The organism is Vibrio sp. 2096, assembly GCF_033339595.1.
Classification (GTDB): Bacteria; Pseudomonadota; Gammaproteobacteria; order Enterobacterales; family Vibrionaceae; genus Vibrio; species Vibrio alginolyticus.
This window is the reverse complement of the sequence record NZ_JAWOUX010000003.1, coordinates 179,663-199,960: the sequence shown is the minus strand read 5'-3', so window position 1 is coordinate 199,960 and position 20,298 is coordinate 179,663. Positions and strand designations below refer to the sequence as shown.

The 20,298-nt window shown below is 45.3% G+C and carries 15 protein-coding genes; 2 read left to right on the top strand and 13 right to left on the bottom strand.

The features are described 5' to 3' along the window. Positions 1-4: 4 nt before the first annotated feature. From tssG to R7Q41_RS07095, 13 genes are all read right to left on the bottom strand, one after another. Positions 5-1,003 (bottom strand): type VI secretion system baseplate subunit TssG, encoded by a 999-nt coding sequence (gene tssG / locus R7Q41_RS07155; RefSeq protein WP_005373373.1) that lies wholly within the window; start codon positions 1,001-1,003, stop codon positions 5-7. Next, positions 1,000-2,748, bottom strand: coding sequence for a type VI secretion system baseplate subunit TssF (tssF, locus tag R7Q41_RS07150; protein ID WP_017633756.1), 1,749 nt, complete (start codon positions 2,746-2,748; stop codon positions 1,000-1,002). Before tssF ends, tssG begins: the two co-directional genes overlap by 4 nt. 10 nt (positions 2,749-2,758) lie before the next feature. After that, entirely contained in the window at positions 2,759-3,169 is a 411-nt protein-coding gene (gene tssE / locus R7Q41_RS07145) for a type VI secretion system baseplate subunit TssE (RefSeq protein ID WP_318144437.1), read from the bottom strand. A 61-nt stretch (positions 3,170-3,230) separates the two neighbouring features. After that, positions 3,231-4,706: a type VI secretion system contractile sheath large subunit gene (gene tssC, locus R7Q41_RS07140; RefSeq protein WP_005373378.1), complete on the bottom strand. Its 1,476-nt coding sequence runs from the start codon at positions 4,704-4,706 to the stop codon at positions 3,231-3,233. An 8-nt stretch (positions 4,707-4,714) separates the two neighbouring features. Continuing rightward, positions 4,715-5,221: a type VI secretion system contractile sheath small subunit gene (tssB, locus tag R7Q41_RS07135; RefSeq protein WP_005373381.1), complete on the bottom strand. Its 507-nt coding sequence runs from the start codon at positions 5,219-5,221 to the stop codon at positions 4,715-4,717. A 26-nt stretch (positions 5,222-5,247) separates the two neighbouring features. Next, the gene (tssA, locus tag R7Q41_RS07130; protein ID WP_318144436.1) at positions 5,248-6,822 is read right to left on the bottom strand and encodes a type VI secretion system protein TssA; all 1,575 of its coding nucleotides are present in this window, start codon (positions 6,820-6,822) and stop codon (positions 5,248-5,250) included. Continuing rightward, a complete protein-coding gene (locus R7Q41_RS07125) occupies positions 6,809-8,809 on the bottom strand; it encodes a serine/threonine protein kinase (protein ID WP_275593629.1) in 2,001 nt (666 codons plus the stop codon). The genes tssA and R7Q41_RS07125 overlap by 14 nt, the downstream gene beginning before the upstream one ends. 237 nt (positions 8,810-9,046) lie before the next feature. Further along, entirely contained in the window at positions 9,047-9,991 is a 945-nt protein-coding gene (locus R7Q41_RS07120) for a hypothetical protein (protein WP_064369337.1), read from the bottom strand. After that, positions 9,984-10,976, bottom strand: a complete 993-nt coding sequence (locus tag R7Q41_RS07115) for a DUF2169 domain-containing protein (RefSeq protein ID WP_275593630.1) — start codon at positions 10,974-10,976, stop codon at positions 9,984-9,986. The genes R7Q41_RS07120 and R7Q41_RS07115 overlap by 8 nt, the downstream gene beginning before the upstream one ends. Next, positions 10,957-12,276, bottom strand: a complete 1,320-nt coding sequence (locus R7Q41_RS07110) for a hypothetical protein (RefSeq protein ID WP_213901148.1) — start codon at positions 12,274-12,276, stop codon at positions 10,957-10,959. The genes R7Q41_RS07115 and R7Q41_RS07110 overlap by 20 nt, the downstream gene beginning before the upstream one ends. 94 nt (positions 12,277-12,370) lie before the next feature. Continuing rightward, on the bottom strand, positions 12,371-12,853 hold the full coding sequence (locus tag R7Q41_RS07105; RefSeq protein ID WP_025767908.1) for a hypothetical protein: 483 nt from the start codon (positions 12,851-12,853) through the stop codon (positions 12,371-12,373). Positions 12,854-12,855: 2 nt separating this feature from the next. Next, positions 12,856-14,934, bottom strand: coding sequence for a type VI secretion system tip protein VgrG (gene tssI / locus R7Q41_RS07100; protein WP_005373412.1), 2,079 nt, complete (start codon positions 14,932-14,934; stop codon positions 12,856-12,858). Between the two features lie 72 nt (positions 14,935-15,006). Next, positions 15,007-15,525 carry an Hcp family type VI secretion system effector gene (locus R7Q41_RS07095; RefSeq protein ID WP_005373415.1) on the bottom strand — a complete coding sequence of 173 codons (519 nt, stop codon included), beginning with the start codon at positions 15,523-15,525 and terminating at the stop codon, positions 15,007-15,009. A 456-nt stretch (positions 15,526-15,981) separates the two neighbouring features. Here R7Q41_RS07095 and tssH point away from each other — a divergent pair, with 456 nt between their 5' ends. Together tssH and R7Q41_RS07085 are read left to right on the top strand one after the other, a co-directional pair. Further along, on the top strand, positions 15,982-18,660 hold the full coding sequence (tssH, locus tag R7Q41_RS07090; RefSeq protein WP_318144435.1) for a type VI secretion system ATPase TssH: 2,679 nt from the start codon (positions 15,982-15,984) through the stop codon (positions 18,658-18,660). Next, positions 18,647-20,278, top strand: coding sequence for a sigma-54-dependent Fis family transcriptional regulator (locus R7Q41_RS07085; protein WP_318144434.1), 1,632 nt, complete (start codon positions 18,647-18,649; stop codon positions 20,276-20,278). Before tssH ends, R7Q41_RS07085 begins: the two co-directional genes overlap by 14 nt. The last annotated feature ends 20 nt before the right edge of the window (positions 20,279-20,298 follow it).

Here is a 20,298-nt window from a genome sequence, read left to right as displayed (position 1 = left end):
TTTCTTATATGCTTCCGATAAGTCGAATTTTGGCGTCTTTATCACCTGGGTTGCCAAGCCAGAACGTTTGACCTAGTTGGTTCCCTTCTCCATTACCCAGTTTGTTTTCTGGAATACTGTCTAAGTTAACTGTCAACTTTAGGTCCCACGACATTGGGTCACGCAGAATAAAGCGCATCAAGCCCACCAGCGTCTTATGTAACTCACCATCGTAGGAAAACTGCTTAAACGTTTCAAAATCAATGTTGTCGATACACAAGTTAAACTTGCCGTTCAAATCCGCAATGCTTTGTCCCAAGTGTAAGCTTTGCCCCAATACACAATTGGAGCGGTTGAGTTTGTTACGTTGGCTTTCTGCAATCTCGACCCGCCGATAAACCCATTCTTCGATTCGCACATTCGGCAGTGAAAAGTAGTGCGAAACAATACCGGAAATAAGCTTGGGTGAGCGTGTACGCGTAGATAACTGGTTCACGTAAGACAGAACTTTCGCTCGATCTAACTCCGCTACTTCACAATCTTGCATAACGCTAGAAAGACCAGCCAAATGCAGTATGCGCCCAGAAAAAGCATCGCTTGCCCCGCTTTTGTACTGCACGTGATATCGGTATTTCTTCCAAACACGATACAGTAAGCTTGTATAGCGGTTGTGGAAAAAGTCGAAGAAATCCTTCACTGGGTTATCATCGGGATCACGACCGACGAGTTTCTCAGTGTAAGACGCAGGCAGGGGCGAGCTTGAACCATGCAAGCCAAGAAAGTTCGTCTCAATACGTGAATATTGCTGTCCGTTTCTTTCCATATGAGTAATAAAGTCCATATCACTCTTTGGAAAGCACAGGTTTGGCGACACGCTGAACTCAATTCGCTCTTGGTGAAAGTATTTGTTCTCGCCCACGGCAACAAAATTTGAGTTTGGCTCCAGCTGGTAGTGTTTCTCTAACAGCAACACCGCTTGGTAGAAACTAAACTCATTCGACTTATCAGAAAGTGTGTTAATCATAGTATCGTCTGCTGCCCGATTAGGCTTGCCCAGTTGTAAACCTCGCCCGTCGCTTCATCGAACACCTCTAGTTCGGTAAAGGAGTTCACACTCGAATACAAACGGATAAATTCATTCAATACCGTGGCCATAAGGAACATATCGCCTTCATTTACGAAGAACTTAGAGTCCGTCACGAGCTTGAATTGGTTACCACGCACAGATACACCACGAAATACGCGATCGATTGGTTTCATCTCTGAAGAAATAATGCCATCAAGTCGATGAATCGACGCGCGGTGGGCTTGTCTATCGACTCGAGAGTGGAAATCATAAGTCGAGAGCAACACTTTCAACACATCGATATTGGCCAAAGACAAGTAGTTGAGCGACATGTTGGCAATCAACTGCCATTGAAGCTCACCATTAACCTGAGGACTTACTGACTGTGTTGGCTTAGTAATGTTTTTAAACGTCGCATACGTTGGCGATTTGTGCGTCGCGTACGTGATGTCTCCTACTGACAGGCGCTCCGCTAAGTCCGCGTTACTGCATTGCAGTTTCATCAATACTGTTTCAGTCCCTAAATCCGCGATGTCGCCATTGTGAGTATGGAATGAGATATAGCGCTCTAACCCTCTTCCGCTTACTCGCTCGCCCACTTTGGATTTGTAGAACTCTCGCTTATCACGCTGGTTGATTTGGTGCTCAAACGATTCAAATTCAATCAGTGGTTTTCGGCGACGCTCGTCTTTACTCCAGCTCTCCACTTGCTCAATGGAATAAACCTCGTAATGCTCCTGAGTGTTACTTTGTGGACGCACCTTGTACTCGTTTCGTCGATGCTCTAAACGGATTGGATCGCCGTCTTTTTCAAACAAGTTGACGGCAGGTGTGCAGTGCAACCTTAAGTGTTTATCTTTAAGCACCACTTCTGAAGGCAAAGCACGCTTAAAGTGGAATTTGATTTTGACCGTACTGCGTTGGGGAATGCCTTTTAACCACTCTAAACCCTTGATGTCGAAGAACATGAACTTATCTGGCAAAGAGAAGAATTCTTGCAGCAAGCGGTAACCTGCGAAGGAGTTTTTACTGTAAGGCAGCAGCGCTTCGTCTTCTTCATGCCCCACTGGCTTAACGTATTCTGGCCCTAGGCGGTGTTTGTAGCCACCACCAACATCTAGCTCGACGTAATCTAGATAACGGAACAGCCATAAGAAGACAGTGCGAGTAATATGAATCTCACCATGCAGGTGCAATCGCAGCGTGTCTAAACCTATCCGAGACAGCTCAAGGCCATGCTCCGTCGATAACGTCACATCAATCATCGAACTGGTGCGGCTGTTAGTTTGTTCAATGTTAGTAATCGTAATTGGGTATAGATTGACGTCATAACAAGTACGGAACAAACACTGCGTGCCTTCTACCTGCTCGCTGGCCATTTCCGCACCACGTTTCACCACGGTTTTCTCAGTAACACTTCCGGTATGCGGTTTTAGTTCGCTAATACACAAAGACGGAATCGAACGCATGTAATGTGGCCACAGCAAAGTCATCAGAGATTGCGTTAGCTCAGGAAGTTCATCGTCAATCTTTTCGCGGATGCGTCCGGTCAAAAAAGCAAAACCTTCCAGCAGTCGTTCGACATCTGGATCAAAAGTTCCTTCAGAGAGAAAGTGAGTTAACTTCGGATGATATTTGGCAAACTCACTACCCGACTCGCGTAAATACGTGAGTTCATCTTGAAAGTATTTACTGTTACTCAAGTGGCACCTACTAAACGTTAAATTGGCCGTCGGTTCCCATGAAGACATCGATCGACATTGGGACTTTACCGCCGTTATGGGAAACTTCGCCGCGAATACCAAAGCCGAGTTGTAATGGATTATGGTGGTCTTCACGGTAATGAACCTCGACATTAAACAGTCGGGGCTCAAAGCGTTCTATGGTTGACGTGATGTTTTTTTGAATATGGCGAACGAGGTTTGTGTTGTTAGAAAGTACGTCGTTAAAATCTGGCAGACCATACTCATTGTCGATCATTGCGTTGCCGGAGTGCGTATTCAACAAGTCAGCGAGATGCGAGTGAATGGATTCAATCAAATGCTTATGAGACACCACTTTCTCGAAGCAGTTTTTTGGTTCTCCTAGCTCGATCCGCTCTAAAAGACGGTAACCTTTTTCCATATGCGGTCCTACGAAAAAAGCAGCCAGTCTTCACTGGCTGCTTGATGGTTTCAGTAATGGGTTATTGGTCTAGCTTACCAACTAGAGACAAGTCGAAGCTTGCGCCCATGTACTTGAAGTGAGGACGTACAGACATCGATACTTTGTACCAGCCTGGATCGCCTTCTACGTCTGATACTTCAACCTTCGCAGCACGAAGCGGACGGCGACCACGAACTTCCGCTGGCGGGTTCTCTTGGTCAGAAACGTATTGACGAATCCACTTGTTCAATTCGATTTCTAGGTCAGAACGCTCTTTCCAAGAACCAATTTGCTCACGCTGTAGCACTTTGATGTAGTGCGCTAAACGGTTGATAATGAACATGTAAGGAAGCTGAGTACCTAGCTTGTAGTTCATCTCTGCTTGTTTGCCTTCCGGCGTATTCGCAAACACTTTCGGCTTTTGAACAGAGTTTGCAGAGAAGAACGCCGCGTTGTCAGAACCTTTACGCATGGTTAGCGCAATGAAGCCTTCTTCTGCTAGCTCATACTCACGACGGTCAGAAACCAGGATCTCGGTTGGGATCTTAGTCTCGATTTGACCCATAGCTTCAAAGTTGTAAACCGGTAGATCTTGTACAGTACCACCGCTTTGAGGACCAATAATGTTCGGACACCAACGGTACTTAGCAAATGATTCACTGATCTTAGACGCCATCGCGTACGCTGAGTTGCCCCATAGGTAGTTATCATGGCTGTCTGTCACTTGCTCATCGTAGTCAAACGCCTTAATTGGGTTATCTTCAACAGAGTAAGGCGTACGTAGCATAAAGCGAGATGTACATAGACCTAAATAACGTGCATCTTCGTGCTCACGCAGACCACGCCATTTCGCGTACTGTGGACCTTCGAATACAGACTTCAGATCTTTTAGGTTTGGCAGCTCTTCATAGCTGTCTAGGCCAAAGAATTTAGCCGATGCCGACGTGATGAATGGTGCGTGAGACATTGCGCCTACGTTCGCCATGTATTCCATCAGTTTGATGTCAGGCGAAGAGGCAGACATAGCGTAATCACAAATGACGGCGCCAACAGGTTTACCACCGAACTGGCCGTATTCACGTGTGTAGATTTGCTTGTACAGGCCAGACTTCACCACCTCTGGAGCGTCTTCGAAGTCATCAAGAACTTCGTCTTTCTTCGCAGAGATCAGTTCAATTTGAATGTTCTCGCGGAAGTCAGTGTGATCAACCAGGTACTTAAGGCCACGCCACGTTGATTCAATCGCTTGAACTTCTTCGTTGTGAAGAATTGCATCAACTTGCTTAGACAATTTTTGGTCGATTTCAGAGATCATCAGATCAACCAGAGATTGGTCGACTTTCTCTGTGTTCGAACTGCTTAGTAGCTCACTGATGAATGCTTCTACGCCGCGTTTTGCAACGTCAAAACCTTCATCACTTGGCTTTAAACGTGTTTCGTTAAGAATGCTATCCAGAAGTGAGCCTGATTCAACTAAGGCTGCTTCTTGTTCTGGCGCTTGTGCTTCTGCAGACATGATATCCCTTACTCTTCTTTCGCGTCTTGGTCGTTGCCAATGCTTAGTTCATCCAACAGTTTCTTTCTCGCTTCTTCATCTTGAAGAACCGATGCGATCTTCTTACGGAACGCAGGCACGTTTCCTAGAGGACCTTTAAGTGCAACCAAGGCTTCGCGAAGCTCAAGTAGGCTGTTTAGTTCAGGTACACTTTTCGCGATCGCTTCAGGAGAGAAGTCCTTCATGTTTTGGAAGGTCAGATCAACACCAATCTGGCCGCCTTCTTCATCAGAAAGACGGTTTTCAACGTTGACTTTAACGTTTGGAGACATGCCCTCTAGCACTTCGTTAAAGTTGTCTTTGTCGATGTTAATTGGAGTACGTTCTTCAATTGGTGTCTCATCTGCACGCGCAGTAAAGTCGCCAACTACCATCATGCTTAGCGGCAGCTCTACGTCTTCTTGCGTATCGCCAGTTGCTGGAACATAACGGATATTAATTCGCTCTTTAGGAGCCACCGAGCCGTCACGTGACATAATTCGTTCCTTATCTAACTCTTTAATTAGTCGTAAATTGCTTTCCACTCTTCATACTTCTCAGGTAGAAGATCCTTGCTTCCAAATAACCGATGGAGTGTTTTTCGAATTAGGTCTTCTAACTGTGACGATAAGTGGGGTTCCCAGCTCGCGAGATTAAACGCTTTTTGTACTTCCCACCCCTTCTCAAGATACGGCAAACACAACGGGTATAATCCAACAGACTGGTAAGCTGCTATCAATTGCAAATACAGCATGAACTGCCCACGTCCCGAGCTATCCAGCTCAAGTTTGCGGGCAAGCTCTGCGGCACATTCCCCTAGATTTTCTAGAGTGATATCCTCCATTGGCAGCGAGTCTTCCTGCGAAATCACAACCGTTTGAACAACGGGTTGAGAAGTCGAAGAAGTAGTATCTTGAGTCGATAACCAGCTCAAGGTCGCTTCATCTGCAAATGGTATAGAATTCTTAAATGAGAGGTGCTCGATGCCCTCTAGCGATTCAACAAAACGCGTCACTTCTTGTTTCACAGCAAGCGCTGCATCATCAAAGCCCAAGTTATTAAGCATCGAATACACGAAGTAATGGCCCGTCAGCCAAAACGGCGCATCCGTTAATGTGCGCTCCAAACGCTTAATGGTGTCGATGTCGCTTTCTTGGTCAGCTTTATCTCGGTATTCCGCTTGTTGATCGGACGACACTGCCAAGCTCAAAGGCGTTTGATTATTTTGGTGGTCGGGTAGACCATCAATGTCATCCCAAGTCAGATGACGATAAATCCGGTAAGCCAGCGGATCACTTGGGTTCGCATGAAGCATGACTTCCGCAACCTTCTTCAAGGTGCGCTTAGAAGCCGTCGGCGAAGAGAAGTCCGTATCGACATCCACTTCTTTTGCCACCGCTTTCTTAACTGGCGCAGGTTTAGGGGCCGGCGGAACCGCCTTCACCGGTGCGGTTTGCACTTCACTCTGCGCTGGCGTTTCTTCGGCAGCAGACTGCGTAGCTGGTGCAGGCGCCGCTTGTTCGACGTTAACGACTGCATCATCGCTCTGCTCATCAGCCGCAGCTTGTTGAGATAAGACGTTGAGCTGAGTGCGAATCTCAAAGAAATCCGCTTCTGAGTCTTGGTAAACATCGTCGAATTGTCGCTGAACCTCTTCAATGGTCGAAATGCAGCTTGAAACCAGCTCCCATGACTGAGCACTTTCTGCTAACTTACCGCTTACCAATTTAAACTGATGGTTCAGCCATTCGACCGCGCCATCTCTGCCCCGCTTTCGCGAAGGATACAATTCAACGCCAAAGCGACTTAACGCCTCACTAAGCAGCTTTAGACCTTGTTCAAAGCCTTGCAGACCAAACTCTTCTGTTAGCGCGCGAACGAGGTAACAAATGGCTTTTAAGTCTTTACTGTGGTGCTCTAGAACTTCAGTCGCGTGCGTTTTTACCACGCTCCAATCTACTGTTTCGCCAAACAAGGAACCGAATTTCTTCACTTCGGACTCCATCATTTCGTAGCAAAACTCGTAACGGGCATCGTTTCCCACTGGAGATTCATCAGAAATAGGATTAAGCAGACGATCGATATCAATGTTGGACAAAATTCACGTCTCCTTCAGTCAAGTAATCTCTCAACGCACGCGCTACCGCAATTGCGCCATTTGCTGGCTTAGATAATCGATGGCTCTGCTCAATCGCATCTGACGCCATGCTATCTAGAATTTTCGTGATTTCTGTAAATTTACTTGGTGCATTCCGTTCTAAATCGGCAAGGGATTCATGTAGCTTTTGTTTGTCGTAAACGGATTGCTCCATCACGGTGCTAAACAAAATAAATTCGCTTCTTGCGACGATTAAATCCTTTATTTTTTTGTCTAGTTCTGGCGTATTACCGAAGTAGGCTTTGGCTAATTCGGCTTCTTCAATTGCTTTGGTGTAAAAGTGCGCCTCTGCATGTTTATCGATGGAGTCATTAATATTTTCCATCACAGCCTTTGGTAAGATTTGGTTGTAGAAATAGGCTTGTGACTGGTTTAACAACCATGTCTCTTTCATTTCATTTTCTGCGAGCTTAGCTTCACCATCTAAAATTAAGCGAGCAATCTGCTTATCTCGACTGCCAGCTATGGCAGATACTTTCATGGAATCGATAGACGCGACATTTAACCCAGACATCACTTTAGTCAACGCCTCATCCGCATATGGAAACAGAGCACCGTCACTAACAAGGGTTTCTCGCAAGGTGACAAGCTCCTTACGTAATTCGACTAATGCCATTGGTAAGCCATCCGCTAACGATTGATACGACGTTAACTGAGCCTGTTTTTCTTCATATAAATTCGAGAGGCTTAACTGCTGAGCTTGATATGCTGTTCGATAAGCTACTGTCATATCAATACTCTGAGTAGCTTGAGACAATTCTTCTTTGATTTTCCATGGAGGCTGAGCCAAAAAAGAAGCCGTTTCAGAGGGCGTAATAACGTGAGTTACAGTAGTGACACCTCGGGAAAAAATGGCATCCAATTGATCTTTATTCTGTTGATATAAATAACTTCCTGCTGTTGCCAGCACACTCAACACTAAGCTCGCCTCTAATATTTTAAAGCGACCATACGCCGTTTTATCATTTGGCTTACAGTGTGTAAGCAGCAAGTCCGCGTTACGCAAGCTACTGAAAATTGGTGCGTTAGAATTTGAGCTAATTGATTGCGTATCGATTCGCGCTAACTGTTGAGCAAAAGAAATAGCGGTATAGCCATGCCCTCTTGGTTTGTTGATGACTTCTTTCAGCAATTTCCAAATATGAACCGGGATCAAAGCCGGACGCTTTCGGTCTTTTAACTGCTTATTCCAAGCATCACCAAATATTGAGCCTAAAAATAGATGTCCAGCGAGCAAAGCGAGAGAGTAAACATCATCTTGCGGTTCCGCGATGCCAGTTTCTATATAAAGAGGGGAAGCGTAGCTCAAGCTTGCCTCTGCGTATGGTTCTGTCTCTCCAATGTAACGAGCAGCGCCGAAATCAATGAGCTTAACGTAATCGCCTTCACTCACTAATACGTTAGATGGTTTAATATCAAGATGGCAGATACCTCTTGTATGCATAAACTCTAGAGCGCCAGCGAGTTGATACACCAACCAAGCGATGTGGTCGTGGCGGAAGCCTTTAGAAGAATGACGCTCCATTTTTTCTGCCAGTGATTCACCTTGGATCCACTCGTACATCAAATATGGGCGTTCGAATTCGTTGCCGATTTTTACAAAGTTAGCCACGCTAGGGTGTTGAGAAAGCTCCAGCCTGCTCGCTTCGTTAATCAACATTTTGCTCGCAAATTCTGGCGAGTCATCATTGATAACTTTGCAACAGATTTGCTTCTCTGGCTGCCCTTTTTTTGCAAGATGGTAAACCGTTGTCTTACCATTTTTAGAAGGAAGCTTGTCTAATACATCAAACTGTGAAAAAAGCACGTACTCAAGCTTCGGCTTATTTTTTTCTGCTAGCCTTTGCTCATTCAGTTTCTTTTTCTCAATAGCTTTAACAACCAACTGATCGATATATCCTTTGGCTGTACTCTGATTATTAGACACTTAGTACTCTTTCATAGAATAAATATTATTAGAGTTGAATAATATTTTCTTGAACGTACTTGTATCAAGGTTGGTATTTAAAACAAACAGTAAGCCTATTATTTTAGTTATTATTACTAACTTATTAGACCTTTTTACTTACGCTTTCACTGCATGAGTTATACGCTTTTTCGTGTTACAAACTTCAACCTAATAATATGAGTATATTTTCATTGCCATTTGATCGATGAGTGCCCACTAACATTGCAGTAATTGGAGAACTCCTTTGTCACCATGAAAGTCGAACATTAACAACGTAGTTGGTTGCTTAAAGTGGTGCTCTCTGACCGCAAAGGCAATTAAAGCGAGAGAAGAACAACTGCCCATCGTGCCCCACAACTCATTGATAAGCTGCGGTTGTTCTGGGTTCGTGAATCGTTCTGCTTTCGCCCCCAGAGCAAAGCCGTAATCTTCCGAATGCATGCGCAGGTTCGTCATATCGGAATACACTTCACCAAATGAATCGAGCTTTTTACTCGCACGTTGAACAAGTCGAAACATGCCTCTTCGGTCTGAAGTGTTTAATTCCGTATCAATGTAGCCAAGCTGCGCTTGAGGCTTAAGTTTCAATGTTTCTACGGTGTTTTTTCGACAAAGAATTAAACCCGCCCCACCCTCGCTCGGAATAACGCCCCATGGATTATTGGTACTCATTACCATCGCATCGTCGATGAGTGTTTGCATCGAACTCACCAAGGAATCGACACTGATACACATCATAGCATCATATTTATCCAATGATTTCATGGCCTGGAGAACGAAACTAGGCCCACTGGCATGAACAGCATTCACCACAGAGAGAAATTCAGCATAGTTACTTTCACCAAGCCATTCTTGCAGCTTTACTAGAGAAACAGACACAGGCACCGCTATAAGCAAAGGTATTGGTCTCAATGAACGTGGTAACTGTGCTAATAATGAATCAAGCAAGTGGGTGATTAACTCACACGTTTTTTCAAACTGCTCACTTTCTTTGGTGTATTCGATTTTGGCGTAAGTAAAACGCTCGATACCATCATCCCCTACACATTGGTCGAATCTTCCTAAATCAGCATACGAAACTGCACTAGCAATATCTAAATTCATACCGGTTGGCGTCATCACTTCCATCCCTAGCACGTAACGGCCTGTTGAATTATGCATGCTCGCTTACCTCTTCCAACTTAGTGATGGATGTCGACACCAACAAATGCTCCTTGCCCTGACAAGGAAACGCAGCGGTGTAACTGATTGATATATTTTTCTTTTCCGCATCAACGAATAAGGTGTACATCGCCATATCAGCTTGATAACTTTGATCTTTGAACGTCGCGATCGCACGGTATTTTTCTTTAGGAATTCGAAATGAAAGCGTGTCATCATGACAAAAGCCACTCATCATCAAACGCTCCCCCCCACGAAGGAAGCCTTTGCACTGTTGATCAATAGGCGCGCTTTGGAAGAACCGCTTATCAAAATCGAGTGGCAACATTGGCTTGCGATTCTCAATCCAATCGTCATCGAACGTGCCGGCCAGCTTCTGGCGCGACTCAAAGAACGGAGGCACAGGCCCGAACCCCGCAACGCGTAGCTTTTTCGCGGCGGCACTCCAGTCCTCTCGGGGATAAAAAATCGAGGGTACTTTCTGTTCAAGCAATTCTTTGTTGGAGTCGGCAACCCCACCACCTATTCGGTTACGTAAATCACCGCCTACCGCGCAAGTGTAATCAATGTCTTTTTCAATAAATGGGACTGGATTGCTCAGCGTGATACTGCCAGCATGCTCAACCCATACGCGTTCCCCGTGAATAGCGAGAATCTTATCGATATGACCATCAATCAACACGCGACACTCTTGGTATGTCACTGGCTTTTTCGCGTAACTGCGCGCTTTGCCGTAAACAAGTACATCTGTGTTGTCTTTGGTATACGCGAACTCGTGGTCAACTTTCATCGCAGAGAAGCCTTCTTCGCCCAAATATTGGGGATCATCGAAGATTTCACTTTCACCTAATTCGTGCCAAACCACACCATCGAATTGCCATGTGCGTTTGGCGACTACAACCCAGACTTCATCGCCGTTTTCGTCACGTTGAAAACGACCTTTAAGTGATAGCTCAGGGTGCGCCTCAATATCCCATAACTGCATTGCTATTCCTTAAGTTGAATCGTTCGCTCGCAGAAGGTGCGGCCTTTAAATTGTTGAAGTTCCAGTCTTGTTGATGAATCGGCATTGCCATATCCCAAGGCACGTAGGCTCTGGATTGAATACAGAGTTGACGCCATAGCCAATCTCGGAACAGCACATCAACGTTAGCATCTTGCATCGCAGCTAACGTAGACTCGAAGCTCAATGCGTAACCCAAGCGGCTTGGTAGATTTTGGATGTATTTTTCATCTTCCACCCACTCATTAAGAAGATCGACGATCTCTTCCCATTCATACTCGACACCAACATCTTGCGGATTCAGAGGAAGAAGCTTTCCGTAGACGACATACAAGGCTTGAAGCCAAATTTCACCCTCAGCTTCCTCCAGACTTTCCAAGTGCTCGATGATTTGGGGCACCAGTTTCCAATTACCACCCAGCGCAAAATCAACAGGTGCTAATGAAGAAGAGATATCAAACGCCTCAAACTCTTTTAACTCAAGTAACTTGGCATAAGTGAGCACTTGCGCTGATGGTAATCCATTTGGTTCGATGCCAAAGCACTGACGGAACCAAGTGCCTCTGTCACGTTTGGTAATCAAACGTTCAAATAGATATTGTTCGCTGCCTGCATTGTCATTGAGCCAATCAATCCCCTCTTTCACGTCTTGTAAAGCGAGCAGTGGCAAAGCAACATGAGAGCTAATGATGCTGGCTTTGTGCCAGCGCTTGATGAGAGAAACACTTAATGTTTGACGTACACGTAAGCATTCAAAGTAAAACGCACTGGATGTCGCATTACCCTCAATAAGCTCCGAAAGCGTGCTATCCATAGATTCAACCGGAGATTGTACGGCAATGACCATTGCGGTTTTAGCGTCAATATCTTCGAGTAAACTCAATCCGCACAAAAGGTTATCCAACTCTGAGCCCAACTCGCCCTGTAGCATCAGCCAGCTGTAGATTTCTGGCTCCTGGCCTCTTAACTGATGAATCAACCCCGGTGCTAGCCGATAAAACGACAAGTACACCTGCTTCAGTTCTTCAATTTGGCGTTCGATCAGCTTGAGATACGCCAACTCACGACTTGGATAACCCCTTTTGTGAATTTGAACTCGCTGCCTGATTAAAAACCCGATACTTTCAGAAGCAATGGACAGCTTTTCATTACAGAAATCCAGCCATGTTACTGGCAACTGGGAAAGGTCATTCACAGCGCGATCAGCTTTTGCTAACGCGCCTTCGACTTCTTGATTGGTTATGGGTGCCTTTAGGTGCTCGACACCGATTCTTTGTCGCATCTAGTTATCCGTTATTAGCGTGCCATAACGCGATTGCAATTAGTTAATACAAAGTAATTAGCTAACTCGACGTAAATTAGCTAATGCTAGGTAATTAGTTAATTGCGATCGTTCCGCCTTGAATTTTTTGTGCTTTTTCTGCTTGAGAAGTGACGTACTTCGCTTTAGTGGTAATTCGTCCATCGCGCCCGCTATAGCGAGTTTCTGTCTCACCACTTTTGACTACCAACTCTTGTTCTGTCTCGATAACCATCTTCTTCGCTCGCAATACAAACTCGTCAGAGTCATCCAGAATGGAGAAGAAAATGTCCGTCACAAGAGGCAAGCTTAAGTCGTCGTTCAAAAATTCAACTCGACAACTTAATCGATTATCGATAGCCATTTGCAGCTCAGAACGACGAAAGCCACGTCCTAGTCTCGCAGTGAGTGGCTGCTTAAATGGGTTACCATCAAAATCAACTCGCACACTGCCCGTAGACTCATTGATAGCCACTATTCTTCCAAAACGCGAAAAGCAAGCCGTTGATTCGGCTTGCTGCTCTGATATTACTTCTGTTGTAAGAGGTTGTTTTTCCATTGTTAGTTAACCACTACGTTGCCACCTTTCACGACGACTTTGTCACTGCCTTCGATCGTAATAGCCGAGCCTGATAACTTTATTGAACCATCACTGTTCATCACTAAAGAGGAACCACCCGTTTTCAATACAATCTTGTCGCCACTGATAATTTGCGTTGCACCATCAGCTTTATAAGCGGTGTTCCCTTTCACTGATACCGTTAAGTTGCCACCAACCGTCTGGTTATCATCCGCACCAATATCTGAACTCTTAGACGCACCGATAGTAAGGTTACTGTTTTCGCCAATATCTAAGTCATCATTTTTACCGATCTTAGTCGTACGGTTATCACCAATTTCTAAGTCAGAATTGTTTTTCACATACTGGGCTTCGTTCGCGTTGTATGTAACGGTAACGTCTTGCTCGACTGTCTCGGTAAACGTACTGTTTACCTGTGTCGTTTTATGCCCATGAATGGTTTCTTTATGGTCACCATGAACTTCATTCGTTTGGTGACGTGCAACCTTCAAGAATTCATCTTGACCGATATCACGGTAACGGTTGTTGAGCACCTTGGTCGACATGTCTTTTTGAGCGTGAATATAGACTTCTTCTTGGTTCGCTTCGTCTTCAAAACTCAACTCGTTGTAACCTGTTCCTTTGTGCGTTTGCGTGCGGAACGTGGTACGAGTTTTGTTTTCTGGCAAAGAGTACGGTGGGAAATGCAAACCGTTGTAAACTGCGCCCGTAACTAACGGACGATCTGGGTCCCCCTCAAGGAAAGTCACTACGACTTCGTGGCCAATACGCGGCAAATAAACTGCGCCCCATGTTGGCGCCGCCATGGATTGGCTTACACGAATCCAACAGCTTGAATGCTCGTTGTTATCACCGTAGCGATCCCAATGGAACTGTACTTTCACTCGACCAAGCTTGTCGGTGTAAATCTCTTCACCTTCTGGTCCTACAACGACCGCCGTTTGAGGGCCATCCACTACTGGTGCCGCTAGTTTAGGCGCTTTAAACACCACATCACGTGGAATACACGAGAACTGGTTGTAGTAAGTGGTTGGCATACCACTCGCTTCATCTTCATGCACTTGCGGATCTTGACCTGTGTGCATTACGGACAACATGAGGTAATCGCGGTTAATCTCAGAACGCGGGTGGTCACTGACGTTAAAGCTGTAACCAGATGCTAAGCGCATTACGTCACTCGTTGCTTCCACTTGTTGATTATCGACTATGTGTTCCGACATCCACTCCGTGGTTCTCACCTGCCCCATCAGCGGGTCGACGTATCGTCCAGGATAATCAAACTGCTTGAGATCTTGGTCTAGCTCGCCAGCCTGTGTCATCTCTTGTGGAATTTTAGGGTGTTCGTAGTTGTAATCTGTGTACGTAACCTGTCCCGTTCTAACGCGGTTAACTAACTCGAGATCAGAGATATGTTCGCGATCGGCAACACCGCCACCATCGGCATGATAAACAATCGGCCCAATGTAAGAAGCATTTAGTGGCGAGCTTATCAAAGGTGCAATCGCGTCATTACTGTCGACAATGACCATCGTATGATTTGAATCGCTATGGTCAAAGTAATACCACATACCGTGTTCAGCCATCATACGCTGCACGAAGTGCAAGTCAGACTCACGGTATTGCAGAACGTATTCTTTTGGAGGATAAGTACCCGACACTTCAAATCGGTAATCGGTGACTGCTCCATCATCGAGTACTTCTGTGATGATGTCTTGCGCTGACTTTTGCTGGAAAATACGACAATCTTGGCGCTGAGATAAGAACCAAGCTTGAGGAACCAAGACTAATTGATAACGAGAAAAACGACGTCCAGTCCCTAAGTAACGAACTTCATTCACCACGCCGTTGAACACACGCGCAGCCCCAACACCTTGTCCGTAAAGTGTCAATGTTCCTGCTTTACGTATTAACTCATCGAACGAGATATCTGGATCAAGTGAAAGTAATGAGAGATTGATGTGGAAAGGCTTAGATAACTCTTCATGAACATGAAAGCTCTCAACCCGAAATTCATGCCCACATCCAGGCACTTCAAATTTAAATTCTACGTCATTCACCATATCTTTTACCTGATACAAATAATCGAATTAGGGCCAACAATCGTTGGCCCTGAATCTTTACGCGACGAGCAATTAAGCTTCGCGTGGAGCACGCCAGTCGTCGTTACCCGCAGTACCACAGTTTTCGTGAGTTACTTCGATCGCACGGTAAGTGAACTTAAGCACTTCTTCTGTCACGCGGTCAGCTGTTGCTGCGTCTTGACAGTGGTTCATACGAGTTTGGATATCGACAAGTAGCGCATCAATCAATTTGATTGAGTAGTAGTGCTCTTGTTTACCTTGAACTGAAGTACGGTAGAAGCGGATCACACACTCAGGAAGTTTTTCGCCAGATACTAGTGCGTTGAATAGTAGTGGAGATGAGCGATCTTGAACTTTAGTTACAACAAGTGGACGGTGTACACGTTGACCAGTTGGCTGACCACTTTGTGGATCACGTGGAACAGTTAGCACGTGATCAAGTTCTTGTACTAGGAACTCATCAACGTGAGCTTCTTGCCATGTGTTACCTACTGAATCTGCAGAGTAAGTATCTTTAGTAATATGGCCTTGAGTCTCACCTTGGATAGACATATATGCTGGAGTTGGCATCGCTATTTCCTTTTCTAAAATCTGTTTTGTTTAAATCACCAAATCGCTTATCACCGCGACTACTTGGTATAATCAAAGTCCGTGCCAACTTTAAAAATCAAACAAAAACAACAATTTAAGTAATACCAGGCATTGTTCACTAATATATTGAGTACAATTTATTGGATAAAAAACCAAAAAGTTGGATTAAGATAATAATAAATTGTTCTAACTTTAAAAAGTGAAAATAACCATATAAAACCGTGTAAATAAAGTCATTAAAACTAATAAATCCGACACTTTTACTATCAATTAATTTAGAATAACAACGCCATTAAAATAACCACAAACATTAATGTCACAATAATCATTAAAAATAACCAACAAACGATAGTCAAAATATCTTGATAAAAAAAGAGCGCAATTACTTTTAGTATAATAGCCGCTACCTCTTTTCCTCTAAAGAATAAAATGGCTATGATAAATATAAACCTTTCTTCATTAATTCAGCGTCTACACCCGATTGCAAAAGTAGCATTAGAAGACGCCGCTGCACTTGCAGTCTCTGAAAAAGCAAACGAAGTTCAAATTGAGCATTATTTACTGAGTCTATTAGAAAGGCCAAATAGTGATTTTGACGTCTTATTGAGTCATTTTGATTGTTCTGAGAACTTATTAAGACAATCGGTTCGATCCACACTCGACACCAACGCCAAAGGAAATGGCAGCAAACCTGTTTTTTCTGCTTTATTAATCGAATGGTTGCAAGAAAGTTGGCTGGTTTCTTCTTTAGATCTATCCGAAACACAAATCCGCTCTGGTGCCCTGCTCCTTACTCTTGTTAGCAATCCTCTCCGTTACGGCCAACATGGTTACGCCTCTATCCTTGAAGCGGTAAACCCTGACAGCCTTAAGCGTAACTTTGCAGAGCTAACAAGCCAATCTATTGAGGCGCAAGTTGCTACTTCAGAGAAAACACAAGCTCGTGAGGATGGCTCAGCACTGAGCAAGTTCACAACAGACTTCACTGGTAAAGCACGCAAAGGCGAAATCGATCCTGTTTTCTGCCGCGACCAAGAAATCCGCCAAATCGTGGACATTCTTGCTCGTCGCCGTAAAAACAACCCTATTGCTGTTGGTGAACCGGGCGTTGGTAAAACCGCAGTAGTAGAAGGTTTGGCACTTAAGATTGTACAAGGTGACGTACCAGACAACCTCAAAGGTGTTGAGCTTTACGGGCTAGATATGGGTCTTCTGCAAGCTGGTGCAAGCGTAAAAGGTGAATTCGAAAAACGCCTAAACGCGGTATTGGATGAAGTGAAAAACTCGCCAACCCCTATCATTCTTTTCATCGATGAAGCACACACCCTTGTTGGCGGTGGTAACCAAGCGGGCGGCAGCGACGCGGCAAACTTGCTAAAACCAGCCCTAGCGCGTGGTGAAGTGAAAACCATCGCTGCGACAACATGGTCGGAATACAAGAAGTACTTCGAGAAAGATCCTGCTCTTGCGCGTCGTTTCCAATTGGTGAAACTCGACGAACCGTCTCCTGAGCAAGCAGCATTGATCATTCGTGGTCTGCGCCCAGCATACGAGAAGTCACATAACGTTTACGTGCGTGACGATGCTATCACTGCTGCGGCAGCACTTTCTGCTCGTTACATCTCTGGTCGTCAACTGCCAGACAAAGCGATCGATGTACTAGATACGGCGTGTGCACGAGTGAACATCAGCCTTAATGCCATTCCTGCTTCTGTTGAGACTCTGCAACAAGAACTTGCAGCTCAACAGCGCGAGCTTGAAGCACTTGAGCGTGATGCTCTGCAGCAAACTGGCGACAAGCACAGCCTTGCTAACATTCCAGACCTAAAACTGGCAATGGAAACAACGAAAGAAGAGCTAGCAGAACAAGAAGCGCAATGGCACAAAGAAAAAGAGCAGATCCAAGAGATGATTGCTCTACGCTCTCGCTTACATGAACTGGTCTTTGGCGAAACAAATGAAGAAGAGCTTGTTGCAGACGAAGATTCAGAACAAGAGCAAGACGTTTCTCCATATGCAGAAATGGATGAAGAAGCCGTTCGCATTGCAATTTCGGCCTGCCAAGAACAGCTAGATGTAATCCGCAATGGCAACCCACTGGTTCACTTTGAAGTGGGCCCAGATGAAGTCAGCCATGTGATCTCGGACTGGACTGGTATTCCAATGGGTAAGATGCTTCAAGACGAAGCAGAAACCACGCTAAAACTGAAAGAAAGCCTAACACAAAGCATCAAAGGCCAAGAATACGCTATCGATGCACTGTCTGAAGGCATTCAAACCGCAAAAGCAGGCTTAGGCAACCCAGACGCACCAACAGGCGTATTCCTGCTGGTTGGCCCAAGTGGCGTGGGTAAAACCGAAACTGCTCGTGCAATTGCTGATCAAATGTTTGGTGGTGAGCGCTTTATGACGACCATTAACATGTCTGAGTTCCAAGAGAAGCACACGGTATCTCGCCTAATTGGTTCACCTCCGGGTTACGTAGGTTACGGCGAAGGCGGCATGCTGACAGAAGCGGTTCGTCAACGTCCATATTCTGTTGTTCTTCTTGATGAAGTGGAAAAAGCCGACCCTGAAGTGTTGAACCTGTTCTACCAAGTGTTCGACAAAGGCACGCTGAACGACGGCGAAGGCCGAACCATCGACTTCAAGAACACGCTGATCATCATGACCAGTAACCTTGCAACACACGAGATTGAATCTTTGGTTCATCAATCAAAAGACATCGATGCGAACATCATCGCAGAAGCTATTCGCCCTACTTTGAACCAACACTTCAAGCCAGCGCTGTTGGCACGTATGTCAGTACTACCATTTGTTCCGCTGTCTGATGAAGCAATGACAGAAATTATTCACCACAAGCTGAATAAAGTTTCTCAGCGTCTACAGAGCCATCACAAGTTGTCGCTAAGCTACGAAGACAGCTTGGTTGAGTTCGTACTAGGTAACTGTCGCCTTGCTGAAACGGGCGCGCGTAACATCGACGCGGTCATCAACCGTCAGTTACTGCCTCAGCTATCGACACAGCTATTGGTGCATGATAAGGATGATTCACACACGCAAATCACAGTTTCTGTCGATGAGCAAGGAACACTGACCTATGCGTTCAGCTAACCATAGCGAACTTAGCAACGCCCTACTTGCGATCAGCCAATCTTTGGCTGATCGCAGCCAGCTTACCCAAACATTGGATGCCGTGTTGACCGCTGCGAGACAAATGACCTTAGCAAAGCACGGCATCATTTATGTTTTGGACCAGACAGGACAGGCGTTGATTCCAAGTACCGCTCACCACAACGATAAAACCGTCGTTTCCCACCCTTGGGAAGCATTACAGCTAGACTCAGCCAGTGAGAACGACCCATTTAACTTTGCGATTCGTAATGGTGAAGTGGTGTTGATTAACGAGTTATACAAATACAACGGCTACGACTGTGAAAGCATTTATCAAACAGAGCAGACATTGGGACTAAAAAGCGAGAACTTACTGGCTTGGCCTTTGATTGATAGCGAAAGCAAAACCATTGGGCTGTTAGTCTTACTCGATTTGAATGTCATTGACAACGAGGCAGCCTTGACTGAGTTTTGTCGAATGGCAGCGAGTAACATTCGTCAAGCCGTTTGGTTAGAGCAATATGGGCAAGTGATTAAAAATCTCAATGCCGACAATCAAGCCCTAGTGCGCGAGAACACTCAGCTCAAAAAACGTACTCAGAAAGCCTATCAAGGTCCTATTGCAGAGAGCGAAGAAATGCTCAATGTCTTGAATCGTCTTGATAAGGTGCTATCTCTTCCTGTCGACGTTCTGTTGCGTGGTGAAACGGGCGCAGGTAAAGAGGTGATCGCGAAATACATTCACGAAAACTCTAACCGTTCAGAACAGCCTTTGATCGTACAAAACTGTGCGGCAATTCCCGAACAGTTGTTAGAGTCTGAACTGTTTGGGCATAAGAAAGGTTCATTCACGGGCGCGGACAAAGACAAAGTCGGTTTGTTTGAAGCAGCCAACGGCGGCACGCTTTTCCTAGATGAAATTGGCGATATGCCAATGCTACTGCAAGCAAAATTGCTGCGTGTGCTACAGGAACGTAAAGTTCGCCCAATCGGCACTAGCAAAGAGATTGAAGTGGACGTTCGCGTTATCGCCGCAACCCACTGTAATCTTATGCAGCAAATCATAGATGGCGGATTCCGTGCCGATTTGTTCTATCGTTTGAATGTGTTCCCTATTACATTACCACCATTGAGAGCTCGCAAGTCAGACATTATTCCCCTTGCCGAACATTTCGTGCAACACACCACCAACACGCTAGGTTTGCCGCAAGCACCAGGGTTAAGTGCCAACGTACGTAAACAGCTCCTTGCCTACCAATACCCAGGGAACGTGCGTGAGCTTAAGAACATCATTGAGCGCTCGGTGCTACTGTCCGATTTTGAAACTATTACTCACATTGAGTTTGGCGAACAAATCCCAGAAGATGTACCAAGTATTGACATGAAAGCAGCTTCACCTACCCCAGAGCAACCTGCTTACGAGCAGCAAGCACAAGCGGATTTAGAAGACGTTTCAAAGAGCCTTAAGGACGTTGTCAGCCAATACGAGCGTACAGTAATCATCGATTGCTTAAATGCCTGCAATTGGCACACCAAGAAGGCCGCTGAGCAATTGGCACTTCCAATGAGCACTCTCAACCATAAGATGAAGAAATACGACATTTCTGCAGCGGGTTGATGGGGCTTAAAAAGAAAATT

Bases quoted from the DNA above. Each gene is read 5' to 3' on its own strand.
- tssG (WP_005373373.1), bottom strand. From the start codon at position 1,003: ATGATTAACACACTTTCTGATAAGTCGAATGAGTTTAGTTTCTACCAA.
- tssE (WP_318144437.1), bottom strand. From the start codon at position 3,169: ATGGAAAAAGGTTACCGTCTTTTAGAGCGGATCGAGCTAGGAGAACCA.
- tssC (WP_005373378.1), bottom strand. From the start codon at position 4,706: ATGTCTGCAGAAGCACAAGCGCCAGAACAAGAAGCAGCCTTAGTTGAA.
- tssB (WP_005373381.1), bottom strand. From the start codon at position 5,221: ATGTCACGTGACGGCTCGGTGGCTCCTAAAGAGCGAATTAATATCCGT.
- R7Q41_RS07120 (WP_064369337.1), bottom strand. From the start codon at position 9,991: ATGCATAATTCAACAGGCCGTTACGTGCTAGGGATGGAAGTGATGACG.
- R7Q41_RS07115 (WP_275593630.1), bottom strand. From the start codon at position 10,976: ATGCAGTTATGGGATATTGAGGCGCACCCTGAGCTATCACTTAAAGGT.
- R7Q41_RS07110 (WP_213901148.1), bottom strand. From the start codon at position 12,276: ATGCGACAAAGAATCGGTGTCGAGCACCTAAAGGCACCCATAACCAAT.
- R7Q41_RS07105 (WP_025767908.1), bottom strand. From the start codon at position 12,853: ATGGAAAAACAACCTCTTACAACAGAAGTAATATCAGAGCAGCAAGCC.
- tssI (WP_005373412.1), bottom strand. From the start codon at position 14,934: ATGGTGAATGACGTAGAATTTAAATTTGAAGTGCCTGGATGTGGGCAT.
- R7Q41_RS07095 (WP_005373415.1), bottom strand. From the start codon at position 15,525: ATGCCAACTCCAGCATATATGTCTATCCAAGGTGAGACTCAAGGCCAT.
- tssH (WP_318144435.1), top strand. From the start codon at position 15,982: ATGATAAATATAAACCTTTCTTCATTAATTCAGCGTCTACACCCGATT.
- R7Q41_RS07085 (WP_318144434.1), top strand. From the start codon at position 18,647: ATGCGTTCAGCTAACCATAGCGAACTTAGCAACGCCCTACTTGCGATC.